This window comes from Variovorax boronicumulans (genome assembly GCF_040544675.1).
In the GTDB taxonomy this organism is placed as follows: domain Bacteria; phylum Pseudomonadota; class Gammaproteobacteria; order Burkholderiales; family Burkholderiaceae_C; genus Variovorax; species Variovorax boronicumulans_D.
On the sequence record NZ_JBEPKK010000010.1, the window covers coordinates 70,179 to 83,762 of the forward strand.

At 68.3% G+C, this 13,584-nt stretch carries 8 protein-coding genes; 6 read left to right on the top strand and 2 right to left on the bottom strand.

Translation table 11 applies throughout. The features are described 5' to 3' along the window. Nucleotides 1-5: 5 nt before the first annotated feature. Nucleotides 6-2,705: a bifunctional acetate--CoA ligase family protein/GNAT family N-acetyltransferase gene (locus tag ABIC90_RS18170; protein ID WP_354356390.1), complete on the bottom strand. Its 2,700-nt coding sequence runs from the start codon at nucleotides 2,703-2,705 to the stop codon at nucleotides 6-8. 340 nt (nucleotides 2,706-3,045) lie between these two features. Here ABIC90_RS18170 and ABIC90_RS18175 point away from each other — a divergent pair, with 340 nt between their 5' ends. Continuing rightward, nucleotides 3,046-4,410 carry a homoserine dehydrogenase gene (locus tag ABIC90_RS18175; RefSeq protein ID WP_354356392.1) on the top strand — a complete coding sequence of 455 codons (1,365 nt, stop codon included), beginning with the start codon at nucleotides 3,046-3,048 and terminating at the stop codon, nucleotides 4,408-4,410. On the opposite strand, the gene ABIC90_RS18180 is transcribed toward ABIC90_RS18175, so the two are convergent. Continuing rightward, nucleotides 4,402-5,472 carry an MBL fold metallo-hydrolase gene (locus ABIC90_RS18180; RefSeq protein WP_354356394.1) on the bottom strand — a complete coding sequence of 357 codons (1,071 nt, stop codon included), beginning with the start codon at nucleotides 5,470-5,472 and terminating at the stop codon, nucleotides 4,402-4,404. The genes ABIC90_RS18175 and ABIC90_RS18180 overlap by 9 nt on opposite strands. A gap of 207 nt (nucleotides 5,473-5,679) precedes the next feature. Here ABIC90_RS18180 and ABIC90_RS18185 point away from each other — a divergent pair, with 207 nt between their 5' ends. The 5 genes from ABIC90_RS18185 to ABIC90_RS18205 all read left to right on the top strand — a co-directional run bounded on the left by ABIC90_RS18185 (nucleotide 5,680) and on the right by ABIC90_RS18205 (nucleotide 13,583). Beyond that, nucleotides 5,680-6,183 carry a sigma-70 family RNA polymerase sigma factor gene (locus ABIC90_RS18185; RefSeq protein WP_354356396.1) on the top strand — a complete coding sequence of 168 codons (504 nt, stop codon included), beginning with the start codon at nucleotides 5,680-5,682 and terminating at the stop codon, nucleotides 6,181-6,183. A 7-nt stretch (nucleotides 6,184-6,190) separates the two neighbouring features. Next, nucleotides 6,191-7,222 carry a FecR domain-containing protein gene (locus ABIC90_RS18190; protein ID WP_354356398.1) on the top strand — a complete coding sequence of 344 codons (1,032 nt, stop codon included), beginning with the start codon at nucleotides 6,191-6,193 and terminating at the stop codon, nucleotides 7,220-7,222. A gap of 71 nt (nucleotides 7,223-7,293) precedes the next feature. Continuing rightward, nucleotides 7,294-9,762, top strand: a complete 2,469-nt coding sequence (locus tag ABIC90_RS18195; protein WP_354356400.1) for a TonB-dependent siderophore receptor — start codon at nucleotides 7,294-7,296, stop codon at nucleotides 9,760-9,762. Between the two features lie 100 nt (nucleotides 9,763-9,862). After that, nucleotides 9,863-10,243 (top strand): HU family DNA-binding protein, encoded by a 381-nt coding sequence (locus tag ABIC90_RS18200; RefSeq protein ID WP_354356402.1) that lies wholly within the window; start codon nucleotides 9,863-9,865, stop codon nucleotides 10,241-10,243. A gap of 250 nt (nucleotides 10,244-10,493) precedes the next feature. Then, nucleotides 10,494-13,583 (top strand): sensor domain-containing diguanylate cyclase, encoded by a 3,090-nt coding sequence (locus ABIC90_RS18205; RefSeq protein ID WP_354356404.1) that lies wholly within the window; start codon nucleotides 10,494-10,496, stop codon nucleotides 13,581-13,583. Nucleotide 13,584: the final 1 nt, after the last annotated feature.

Here is a 13,584-nt window from a genome sequence, read left to right on the forward strand (position 1 = left end):
GAAGCTCAGAGCATGTACGTCACCAGCTTGAAGTCCGGGTCCTCGGGAAAGGTCTTCACGCTGAACCCCAGCCGCCGCACCAGCTTGAGCATGTCGGGGTTGGTGGCCAGCACCAGGCCGTCGATCTCCGAGAGGCCGCGATCGCGCGCCACGTCGATGATGCTTTCCATCAGCCGCGAGCCGATGCCCTTGCCGCTGAACTCGTCAGCCACCACCAGCGAGAACTCGCAGCTGGTCTGGTCGGGGTTGGTGATGTAGCGCGACACGCCCACGATGCGCTCGCTTTCCAGGATCGTGCCGTCGGGCGCGTTGCTGCGCTCCAGCACCACCGCCACCAGCGCCATCTCGCGGTCGTAGTCGATCAGGGTGAAGCGCGAGAGCATCGAGGGCGGCAGCTCGTGGAAGCGCGAGACGAAGCGGAACCACCGGCTCTCGGGCGACAGCCCCTGCACCAGCGCCTGCAGCATCTGCGCATCGTTCGGATGCACGGGCCGCACCGTGTACATGCCGCCGCCCGTGCCCGGCAGCGGCCACTCGCGCCGGTAGCGCGCGGGGTACGGCATGATGGCCAGGTGCTGGTAGCCGCTGCCCACGTGGCCCGCCACCGCCTGCGGGCTGCTGTCCACCACGATGCGCGCATCGACCGACACCGCGCCCGACTCGTCCACGATGATGGGGTTGATGTCCATCTCGCGCAGCTCGGGCAGCTCGCACACCATTTCCGACACGCGCAGCAGCACGTCTTCGAGCGCTTCCATGTCCGCCGGGTTCGCGCCGCGCCATTCGCCCAGCGTCTCGGCCACGCGCGAGCGCTCGATGAGGCGGCGCGCCAGGAACTGGTTGAGCGGCGGCAGCTCCATCGCGCGGTCGTTCATGAGCTCGATCATGGTGCCGCCCGCGCCGAAGACGATGACGGGGCCGAAGGGCTGGTCGGTCACCATGCCCACGTAAATCTCGCGGCCGCGCCGCGCGCGCACCATCTTCTGCACGGTCACGCCGTTGATGCGCGCCTCGGGCGCGAGGCGGGCCACGCGCTCCATCATTTCCACATAGGTGTCGCGCGCGTTGGTGCCGTTCAGCACGTTGAGCGCCACGCCCTCCACATCGGACTTGTGGCTGATGTCGGGCGAGTCGATCTTCAGCGCCACCGGAAACCCCAGCTGCGTGGCGATCATCATGGCTTCGCTCGCGCTGCGTGCGAGCAGGGTGCGCGTGATTGGAATGTGAAAGCACGACAGGAGCGACTTCGACTCCATCTCGGTCAGCACTTTTCGCCGCTCGGCCAGCACGCTTTCGATGAGCAGGCGCGCGCCTTCGATGTCGGGCTTGGCAAGCGCCGAGAGCGGGGGCGGCGTCTGCTGCAGCAGTTGCTGGTTCTGATAGAAGGCCGCGATATTGCCGAAGGCACCGACCGCCGCTTCCGGCGTGCGAAAGCTGGGAATGGTGGCCTCGGCCAGCACGGCGCGCGCGTTGCCGACGGACGAGTCGCCCATCCAGCAGGCCAGCAGCGGCTTGTTCATGGGGCGAGGAATGTCCGAGAGGGCGCGCGCCGTGGTGGCGGCATCGGCGCCGGCCTTGGGCGAGAAGATCGCGAGCACGCCGTCGATCTGGCTGTCGGCCGAGGCGGCGTCGATGGCGGCGCGGTAGTGCGCGGGCGTGGCGTCTTCCGACAGGTCGATCAGGTCGGCCAGGGTCGCGAGCGGGGGGAGCGCCGGCTGCAGCAGCTTCTGCGAAGGCGCGGAGAGCTTGCCCAGATCCAGCCCGATCTCGTTGATCCAGTCGGCCGCCAGCACGCCCGGGCCGCCGCCGTTGGTGACCACCGCGAGCCGCTTGCCCACCGGGCGGTAGCGCGAGGCCAGGCACTTGGCGGCCGAGAACAGCTCGACGAAGGAGCGCACCCGCACTGCACCGGCCCGGCGCAGGGCCGCGTCGAACACGTCGTCGCTGCCCACGATGGCCGCGCTGTGCGTTTGCGCGGCCGCGTTGCCCGCGGGCTTGCGGCCGGCCTTGAGCACCACCACCGGCTTGGCATGCGAGGCCGAACGCAGCGCGCTCATGAAGCGGCGCGCGTCGGAGATGCCTTCCAGGTACACGATGATGCTGTGGGTGGCCTGGTCGTTGGCCAGGAAATCCAGCACCTGGGGAATGTCCACCGAGGTGTGCGGGCCCAGCGACACCACGCTGGAAAACCCCACGCCGTTCTGCCGCGCCCAGTCGAGCATCGACGCGGTGAGCGCGCCCGATTGCGACACCAGCGCCAGCGGCCCGGCCTTGGCCAGCGGCCCGGCGACGCTGGCATTGAGGTGCAGCAGCGGCCGCTGAAAACCCAGCGAGTTGGGCCCCAGCAGGTGCACGCCTTCGCGGCGCGCAATCTTGCGCCACTGGGCCGCCTGCTCGGGCGCAATGCCGCTGGAGATGACGACTGCCGCGCTGCAGCCGATGCGCCCGGCGATCTCCAGGGCGGCCGCCACATCCTGTGGCGCCAGCGCGATGAGGGCCAGGTCGGCGTGGGTCTGCGACAGCTCTTCGAGCGTGCCCTTGGTGTGAACGTCAAGAAAGCGCAGCACGCCGTCGAAACGCTGGGCCCTGAAAGCCTCGCGCAGCAGATGGCCCGAGGCGGTCTGGCCGCCGGCCGCACCGGCATTGCCCACGAAGACCACGGCGGAGGCGGGTGCGAAGAGCGGCGTCAGGTAGTGCTTGTCCATGCCGCAAGTTTGCACCGTTCGAGGGGGCCTGTCGCTGCCGGCGCGAGCGCCTTTGCCCGCAACCGCCGGGCCCATCGGGCCTCCTGTACACTCCGCCGCTCATGTCGTGCCTCCACCTCCCCACCGCATCCGCCGCCGCCCCCATGGGCTGCATGATGCTGCCTGCTCTCCCGCAGGCAATGGGTGCACGAATGATTACCTCCATTACCACCGCGGCCACCTGAGCACGCGCAGGTGGCCGTTCCGGCAGCCACCTGGTCCATCGCTCTTCTCCCCGAACGAATGAAACCCAGCTCTGGCAGCTGGGTTTTTTGTTTGTTTTTGTCGTTCGGAGATGTCCATGTACCGCGATCCAGTCCAGTCCCTTCAGCCCCTTCACGGTGTTCCCGCGGCCATGCGCCCGCTGCGCGTGGGCATGATCGGCATCGGCACCGTGGGCGCGGGCACCTTCGGTGTGCTGGCGCGCAACCAGGCGCTCATCGCGGGCCGGGCCGGCCGCGGCATCGAGGTGGTGATGGTGGCGGCCCGCAACCTTGCACGCGCGGCAGGCATCGTGGGCCCGGGCGTTCCAGTTACCGACGATCCGATGCGCGTGGCCACGCACCCCGACGTCGATGTGCTCGTCGAAGTGGCGGGCGGCACCGGCCCGGCGCGCGGCTGGGTGCTGGCCGCCATTGCGCACGGCAAGCATGTGGTCACGGCCAACAAGGCGCTGCTGGCCGAGCACGGCACCGAGATCTTTTCGGCCGCACGCGCGCACGGCGTGGCAGTGGCCTACGAAGGCGCGGTGGCGGTGAGCATCCCCATCGTCAAGGCGCTGCGCGAAGGGCTCACCGCCAACCGCATCGAATGGGTGGCGGGCATCATCAACGGCACCACCAATTTCATCCTGAGCAAGATGCGCGACGAGGGGCTGGACTTTGCCGCCGCGCTCGCAGAGGCGCAGGCGCTGGGCTACGCCGAGGCCGACCCTACCTTCGACATCGAAGGCATCGACGCCGCACACAAGCTCACGCTGCTGGCCGCCAACGCCTTCGGCACCCCGGTGCGCTTTGCCGACGTGCAGGTCGAGGGCATCACCGCGCTGCAAGGCCGTGACGTGGCCTGCGCCGAGCAGTTGGGCTTTCGCATCAAGCTGCTGGGCGTGGCGCACCGCAGGGAAGAGGGCGTGGAACTGCGCGTGCAGCCCGCGCTGGTGCCGGCCGCGCACCTGATGGCCCATGTGAACGGGTCCATGAATGCCGTCATGGTCAAGGGCGATGCCTCGGGCGTCACGATGTACTACGGCGCGGGCGCCGGCTCGGAGCAGACGGCATCGGCCGTCATCGCCGACCTGGTGGACGTGGCGCGGCTCGACGGCACGCAGGCCGCGCAGCGCGTGCCTCACCAGGGCTTTCATCCGCATGCGATGAACACCCTGCCGGTGCTGCCGCGCGCCGCGGTGCGCACGTCGCACTACCTGCGGGTGCCGGTGCACGCGGCCAGCCACATCGAAGCCGTGGCCGCCTTGCTGGCCGAACTGAAGCTGCCCGTGCAGCAGATGGTGCTGGCGGCAGATCAACCGGGGTCGGCAGACGCTCATCAGGTGCTGGTGCTGACGGCGCCGGCCGTGCAGGGCACCGTCGACCTGGCCGTGCACGCGCTGCAGGCGCACCCGGCGGTGGCCGGAACCGTGGCCACGCTGCGCGTCGAAACCCTAGGCTGACAGCCGGTACCAGGCCGCGCCGTCCGATGCGATCTCGCAGACTGCTTCGCCGCGGTGCAGCAGGTAGTTGAGGCACGCCAGGCTCTCGCCCGTGGCCATGCCCAGCAGCGGAACATCGGATTCCGCGATGCTGCGCGCGAACAGGCTGCCGAACACATCGACCGCGCGCCGGGGCGTCTTCAGCGTGTTGCGCAGCCGGTCGAGCGAGCGCTCCTGCCCCGTCTGCAGCCGGTCGATGCGCGCATGCAGCCCGCGAAAGCACTCGTTGTGCGAGGGCAGCACCAGCACGTCGTCGGGCACCTCGCGCTTGAGCTTGGCCAGCGACGCAAGCCAGTCGGCCATCGGATCGGCATCGGGCTCCGAGGGCGACACCGACACGTTCGACGAGATGCGCGGCAGGATCTGGTCGCCCGAAATCAGCACCTTGAGATCGGGGCAGTACAGGCACGCATGCTCGGGCGAATGGCCGTTGCCGGTGACGATGCGCCATTCGTGCGCGCCGATCTGCAGCAGCTCGCCGTCGCGCAGGCGCCTGTAGCTGTCGGGCAGCGGGTGGATGTGCTTGCCGAAATTGCCGAAGCGCGTGCGGTAGGTTTCGATGGCCGCATCGCTCCAGCCGGCGCGGCGGTAGAACGCGATGGCGTCGTCGGGCGCTTCGCGGCCGGTGTCGGACACCATCACGCGGCACATGAGGTATTCGGAGCGCGTCATCCACAGCCGCACGCCGAACTTGCGCGTGAGCCAGCCGGCCATGCCCACGTGGTCGGGGTGCATGTGCGTCACGAACACGCGCGTGAGGCCGCGCGTGTCGGGCGAATTGGCGAAGAGTTCGCGCCACACCGCCACCGTTTCCTCGGTGCGCACGCCGGTGTCGACCACGGCCCAGCCCTCGCCGTCGTCCAGCGCCCACAGGTTGATGTGGTCCAGCGAGTAGGGCAGCGGCATCCGGATCCAGTGCACGCCGGCGGCCACCTCGATGGACTTGCCGCGCGGCGGCAGCTCCGCAAACGGGTAGCTGAGCTTGCCCTTGGCGGCTTCCGCCGATTCTTCGAGACCGTCCATGGCTGTGGTGTTTCCAGTTGAATGAGGTGGCCGGAGCCTTCGGCCCTGCGGCATTTTTTGGGGAGCGAACGGTGCGGGCCGGCGCGTTTGGCAGCGCGGCCCGAACGGGTTCGGTGGGTACGGCATCGTAGTGCGTCCGTTCGCGGCTGACATAAAATGAGAACCATTCTTATTAACGGTGGCGGCATGCCGCCTTGCCGCTCTGTCATGTCCGCCGCCGAAGCCGCCTTCCAGCAAGTCCACACCCTCTACAGCGAGCACCACGGCTGGCTCCAGTCGTGGCTGCGCAAGAAGCTGGGCAACTCCTTCGATGCGGCGGATCTTGCGCAGGACACCTTCACCCGCCTGCTCACCGCGCGCAACCCCGAAACCATCGTGCAGCCGCGCGCCTACCTGACCAGCGTTGCAAAGAACATCCTGGTCAACTGGTACCAGCGGCAGGCCCTGGAGCGCGCCTATCTGGAAGCGCTGGCCCTCATGCCGGAGCCCGAGGCGCCGTCGCCCGAGCAGCGCCTCCTGATCCTGCAGACGCTGCACGAGATCGACGCGATGCTCGATGCGCTCAAGCCTGCGGCGCGCCGCGCCTTTTTGCTGTCGCAGATCGAAGGCATGAAGTACGAAGACATCGCGCGCGAACTCGGCGTGTCGCTGGTCACCGTCAAGCGGTACATGCAGCAGGGCTTTCGCGGCTGCCTGGCGTTGATGGATTGACCGCGGGATGAAGCCGCTCGCACTCGCGCAGTCCCCGCAGTCCGCACGGTCCGCGGCGCCCGAATCCCGTGCGCTCGACGAAGCGGCCGACTGGCTCGTTCGGCTGAACGACGGCGACGTCTCCGACGAGGACCGCCGCGCCTGCGAGCGCTGGCGCCAGAGCCATCCCGACAACGCCCGCGCCTGGGCGCGCGCCGAACTGCTGATGAACAAGCTGGAAGGCCTGCCGTCCGCGTTGGCGATGCCTTCGCTCTCGCGGGCCACGCGGCCGGGAAGGCGCGCAGCCGTCGGCCGGCTGGCCGCATTGCTGGCCGCGGTGCCGGCAGGCTGGATCGGCTGGCAGCTTGCCGGCGAACACGGCTGGACCGCCGAGCACCGCACCGCCGCCGGCGAGCGCCGCGAACTGCGGCTGGCAGATGGGAGCCGCATCACGCTCAACACCGCCAGCGCCATCGACGTGCGCTTCGACGGCACGCAGCGCCTCGTGATGCTGCGCGCGGGCGAGATCCTCGTCGCCACCGCACCCGACACCGCCGCCACGCACCGCCCGTTCCGGGTGCGCACTGCCAGCGGCGCGATGGAGGCGCTGGGCACCCGCTTCAGCGTGCGCGCGGAAGGGGAGGCCACGCGCATCGCGGTGCTCGAAGGCGCGGTGCGCATCTCGCCGGGCGGCAGCGGCGCGCCTGCGTCGCGCGTGCTGCCGGCGGGGCGGCAGGCGCGCTTCACGGCCGGCGGCATCGACGACTCCACGCCGGCCGACGAAGCCGATGTGGCGTGGACCCAAGGCATGCTGCTCGCCGACCGGATGCGCCTGGCCGACTTCGCGGCCGAGCTGTCGCGCTACAGGCCCGGTGCGTTGCACTGCGACGCGGCCGTTGCCGACCTGCGCATCTCCGGCGCTTTTCCTGTGTCAGATACCGATCGCGCGCTCGGCATGCTGGTGTCGACCTACCCGGTGGACGCGGTGATGCGGCTGCGGGGCTACTGGGTCACGCTGGTGCCCAAGAATATTTCTGCAAGTATTTCCGGCAAGGGGTGAGACTTTTTTTCGTTTCGGCTGGCAAGGAAGGTGAAGAACCCACCGTTGCCCAACCGAAAGGCCCGTTGCCCATGTCCGCATCCCGTCCGTCCGTTCCGCGCCCGCATGCCGAACGCCGCTTGAACTTCGCCCTTCGCCACGCCCTGCTGGCACTGGCCCTGGGCGGCCTCGCCGGCGCCGGCGCGCCTTTTGCCTTCGCGGCCGAGGCGGTGTCGCTGGATGCCGCGGCCGAGCGGTCCTACGACATTCCCGCCGGCCCGCTCGGGCGCACGCTCGCCGCTTTCGCGGCCGGCAGCGGCATTGCCTTGTCCTTCGATCCCGCGCTGACCGAAGGTCTCGCCAACCCGCCGGTTGCGGGGCGCTACACCGCCCGCGAGGCCGTCACCCGGCTGCTGGCGGGCAGCGGCCTGCAGGTGGTTGCGCGCACCGACGGCAGCTACACGCTGGGCCGGCGCGCGGCGAACGTGGCGGCAGGTGGCATCGACACGCTCGCGCCTGTCACCGTCACCGCCGAAGCCGACCGCAGCGGCACCACCGAAGGCACCGGCGCGTACACCACGCCCGCCACGGTGGCGGCGACCGGGCTGTCGCTGTCGTTGCGCGACACGCCGCAGTCGGTCACCGTGGTCACGCGCCAGCAGATCGAAGACCAGAACATGGTGTCGCTCGGACAAGCCATGAAGAACGTGACGGGCGTCTTCGCGACCAGCTCCGACACCGACCGCACCGACCTGTACGCGCGCGGCTTCTACATCGACAACTATCAGTACGACGGCGTGCCGACCACGGTCACGACCGACTTCTTCGGCGCCTCAAACAACAACCCGGCGCTGTACGACCGCATCGAGGTCGTGCGCGGCTCGACCGGCTTGCTCACCGGCGCGGGCAACCCCTCGGCCTCGATCAACCTGGTGCGCAAGCGCGCCGACAGCAAGGTGTTCGCCGGCTCGGCCTCGCTGGGCCTGGGCTCGTGGAACCAGCGCCGTGCCACGATCGACCTCTCGACGCCGCTGACCGAAGACGGCCGCGTGCGCGCCCGCATCATCGGCGTGACCGAGGCGCGCGACTCCTTCATCGACTTGTACAAGGGCCGCAAGAACGTGCTGTACGGCGTGGTCGATGCGGACCTCACGCCAAACACCACCCTGAGTGTCGGCCTCGACCACCAGGCCAATCGCCCGACTGCCTCGACCTGGGGCGGCCTGCCGCTGACCTTCAGCGACGGCGGCCCCACCGACTGGGCGCCCTCCAGGAGCATCGGCACACCCTGGACACGCTGGGACGCCACCAACACCACAGCATTCGCGAACCTCGCGCACCGCTTCGACAACGGCTGGAAGCTCAAGGCCAACCTGTCCCATCGCCAGAGCGAGCAGGACGCCAAGCTGCTGTACCTCTTCGGCAACCTCGACCGCTTCACCGGCACCGGGCTGGGCTCGCTGCCCGGCTACTTCGAGCACGAGTTCCGGCAGAACAGCATCGACCTGCAGGCCACCGGCCCCTTCGACCTGGGGGGCCGCACGCACGAACTGGTCGTGGGCATGAGCAACAGCCAGTCGCGCTACGTGGAGGCCAACCATGCACGCATCAGCGCGCTGCCGGGCACCGGCAATTTCTATCTCTGGAACGGCTCGTACCCCGAGCCGACCTGGGGACCGCTGAAGGCGTCGGCCATCAGCAAGACCCGCCAGACCGGCTACTACGGCGCCGCGCGCCTGTCGCTCGCCGACTCGCTCAAGCTGATCGTGGGCGGGCGCCAGAACAGCTGGCGCTCGACGCGCGCGACCGCCGATGCGAACACCACCCGGCGCCACGAGGTGTTCACGCCGTATGCAGGGCTGGTGTACGACCTGAACGACACCTACTCGCTCTACGCGAGCTACACCGACATCTTCCAGCCGCAGGACTACCGCGACGCAAGCGGCGCCTACCTCGATCCGATCACCGGCAAGAGCTACGAGGTGGGGGTCAAGGGAGAGCACCTGAACGGCAAGGTCAACACCTCGTTCGCGGTCTTTCGCGCACAGCAGGAAAACGTGGCGCAACGCGACGGCACCCGCCTCGTGGCGAACTCCACCGACAGCGCCTACTACGGCGCCAAGGGGGTGGTCAGCAAGGGCTTCGAGGCGCAGGTGTCCGGCGAACTGGCCAGCGGCTGGAACCTTGGCGCCGGCATCGCGCGCACGCTCGGGCGCGACGGCGAAGGCGAGCGCATCAACACCGCCATGCCCAGGACGCTGGCGAACCTGTTCACCACCTACCGGCTGCCCGGCCGCTGGCACCAACTGACCGTCGGCGGCGGCGTCAACTGGCAGAGCCGCACCTACTACCGCTTCAGCGTGGGCGACGTCGCGATGCGCTACACCCAGAAGTCGTTCGCGGTGACCAGCCTGATGGCGCGCTACGCGTTCACGCCGAAGCTGTCGCTGCAGGTCAACGTGGAGAACGTCTTCAACAAGCGCTACTACAGCAACATCGACGGGCAGGCCTTCGCGGGCACGCCGCGCAATGTGGTGGCCACGATGAACCTCAAGTTCTGACCCAGCCCGGCGGGCGGCTACACTCCCGCCGCCCGCAGCAAGTCTCTCTGGCTGCGCCGGCATGGGCACAGTGCCCCATTTCAATCTCAAGGAAATCTCAGTGAACCGTATCGAACTGGTCGAAAAAATCGCCGCCACCCACAACGTCAGCAAGGCAGAGGCCGCGCGCATTCTCGAAACAGTGACCGGCTCCATCGTGGCCGCGGTGAAGAAGGGCGACCCCGTCCAGATCATCGGCTTCGGCACCTTCAAGCAAGTGGCACGCGCCGCACGCAGCGGCTTCAACCCGCAAGCCGGCACCAAGATCAAGATCGCCGCACAGAAGGTGCCCAAGTTCGTGCCGGGCGCTTCGTTCAAGGCCGCCGTGGACCCCAAGGCTGCCAAGCGCAAGGCCGACAAGGCGGCAGAGAAGCCCGTGGCAAAGAAGGCTGCGGCCAAGCCGGTGACCAAGAAGGCCGCCGTGGCCGCCAAGAAGAAGTAATCGAGCAAGACACTCGCCGCCGTACCGCGGCGAATGCGCACAGACGGCCCTTCGGGGCCGTTTTTTATTGGGCGGCCGCGGATCGCGACGAAAGCTTTTCAACGCATTTCTGCGAGAAAGCATCGCCACCGCCCACAGGCAAACCCTGCCTCGCACCCATCGTCAGACATCGCTGCTTGCGCTTAGGGCTGCGAAGCCCTAACTTGCAGGTCATCGCCAGATTCTTGGTTGTGATGCATCCGGCAGGTCAATGAACCCATCAGGTACTACGAAACTCCGCATCGGCCTCAACACCCGCCTCAGCCTGGGCGCCGCAGCAGTCGTGCTCGCGGCCACATTCGCGATCGCCACCGTGGCCCTGCAGCTCGTCAAGAACAGCCTGCGGGCCTCGATTGCGAATGAAGAATTCGCGCGCGTTTCCGCCCTTGCGGATGCGGTAGACCAAAAGTTCATCAGCCGGCGAATCCTGCTCAAGACCTTTGGCGACAGCGTGGAGGCGCAGGGCATCTCCGACGCCGCGCTGTTGCAGGCCTTTCTGGAGCAACACAAGTCCCTTCGCGGAGCCTTCGACAACGTGGCATTCATCGGCCTCGACGGCAGCCTGGTCGCCAATCTCAACGGCGCCCAGCAGATCGGGCGGGTCAACATCAAGGATCGCGCGTACTTCCAGGAGACGGTTGCTTCCAGGGCCGGCGTGACCTCGCAGCCCTACCGCAACCGGCTGAACGGCCTGGCGCAGGTGGCCATCACCGAGCCGGTGCTGGACGCTGCGGGCAACGTGCTTTTCGTGATTTCGGGCTCCGTCAACCTGAAGGAGCGAAACATCCTGGGCGAGCTTGCCGATGTGCGCTTCGGTCAAACCGGCTACCTCTTCATCACCACCACCGACGGCATCGTCGTGGACCATCCGCGCGAGGAGCGCGTGCTCCAGCCGGCGAGTTCGGGCGGCACGCGCAACCCCGAGATCGAGCGCGCGATCTCGGGCTTCGAAGGCACCACCGAAGGCGTCAACCGCGCGGGCGTGCAGGGCCTCTATGCCTTCAAGCGCATCCGCGAGGCGAACTGGATCATGGGCGCCATGTATCCGCGCGACGAGGCCTTTGCCCGCGTGGATGCCATCGAGCGCGCGGCCTGGGGCTGGGCGGTGGTGCTGGCCTTGCTGGCGGGCACGGTCGCGCTGGGCGTGGTGCGGCGGCAGCTCAAGCCGCTCACGGCCTTGCACCGGCACATGCTGGACGCGCAGGCCGCGCCGGCCGAAGTCGCAGCGCCGCGCACCTATGCCCGCGACGAGATCGGCGACCTGTCGCGCACCTTCGACCGGCTGATGCTGCAGAGGCAGTCGAGCGAGAAATTCCTGCGCGACATCACCGACAACCTCCCGGCCATGGTGTCGCATGCCGATGCGCAGGGCCGCTACACCTTCGTGAATGCGCGCCTCTGCGAAGCGCTGGGCCAGAGCGCCGCAGAGCTCATCGGCCAGCCCGTGCAGAGCATGCGCGGTCCCGGCGCCGATGCGTCGCTGGACGCCGGCCTTGCGCGTGTGGCGGCCGGGGAGTCCGTCACCCTCGAGCGACGGGGCGCGCCGGGCCGGGCCGCGGGCGAGCGCTTCTTTCAGACCCACCTCATTCCGGATCTGGACCAGGCCGGCCGCTTCCGCGGCTACTACGCCATGACCTTCGACGTGACCGAACGCAAGCGCATCGAGGTCAGCCTGGCGCACAGCGAGGCCCAGGTCCGGGTCATTGCGGACAACATTCCGGCGCTGGTTTCGCATGTGGATGCATCGCTGAACTACACCTTCGTGAACGCGCATATCCGGGCGCTGCACAAGAGCGATGCGATGGTCGGCCGGTCGATGCCGAAGGTGCGCGGCGAAGCCGATTTCGCCATCGTCGAGCCCTACATCCGGCGTGCGCTTGCCGGCGAAACGGTGGTCATCGAGAAGAGGGGCGATCCGGCGCTGGGCATCGGCGAGCGGACCTACAAGGCCCACTACATCCCCGACCAGGACGCCACCGGCGCGGTGCAGGGCGTGTTCGCGATGACCTTCGACATCACCGACGACGTCGACATCCGGCGGGCCCTGACCGCGCAAGAAAAGCGCCTGCGCGACGTGACCGACAGCATTCCCGCCCTGGTGGGCTATTTCGACAGCGAGCAGAACTGCCTGTATGCCAACAGCCGGGCGCGGCAGATGGCAGACCACGGCGACCGCCCGCTGGACGGCGTCACGATGCGGTCTTCGCTCGGCGAGGCCATGTACAGCCAGCACCTGCCGTACATCCCCACGGTACTGGCCGGAAACCAGGTGCACTTTGCAATCCAGGCGCCGCTTCATGGCCGAGATGGCCACTTCCAAGTGCACATGATCCCGGACAAGGACCTGGCGGGCCGGGTGCCGGGCTTCTACCTGATGGCCTTCAACGTCACGGCGCTGAAGGAGGCCCAGCTGCACCAGGCCGAGAGCGAAGACCGCCTGCGCACCATCACGGACAACCTGCCAGCGCTCATCACCTACATCGACCGCGATGAAAAGATCGCCTTCGCCAACGGCACCTACCGCGAGTGGCTGGACGTGGAGCCCGCGGAACTGCTCGGCCGCCACATCGGCGAAGTGACCGGGTCCGAGCTCTATGCCATGCGCAAGGAGATGATCGCGCGGGCGCTGGGCGGCGAGCGCGTCGAGTTCGAAGCCCAGATCGACACCAAGGACCAGCGTCGCCTGACCCGCACCAGCTACGTGCCCGACAAGGCGGCGGACGGCACCACCCGCGGCATCTTCTCGCTGAGCCTGGACATCACCGCGCTGAAGGCCGTGGAGAACCAACTGACCGAGCTGGCCCGGCGCGACACGCTCACGGGCCTGCCGAACCGGCTCGCGCTGAACGAACTGTTGCCCGCGGCCATCCTGCGGGCGCGGCGCACCGGCAGTGCCATTGCGTTGATGTTCCTGGACATCGATGCGTTCAAGGCCATCAACGACACGCTGGGCCATGCCAGCGGCGACAGCGTGCTGGCCGAATACGCCCGGCGCCTGTTGGCCAGCGTGCGAAGCACCGACACCGTGGCGCGGCTCGCGGGGGACGAGTTCGTCGTCGTGCTGGAGAACCTGCATACCAGGGACGCAGCGGCGGCGGTGGCGCGCAAGATCCTCGCGCAGATCAGTGCGCCCGCGTTCGAATTCGACGGCCGTTCGCTGCAGGTCACGACCAGCATCGGCGTGGTCTTCCGGGAAGGCGACAAGGCCACGGTCACCGCCGAAGAGTTGCTCGCGCGCGCGGACAGCGCGCTCTACGCCGCCAAGTCGGCGGGGAGAAACAGGTTCGAATTTTCCGTTTGAC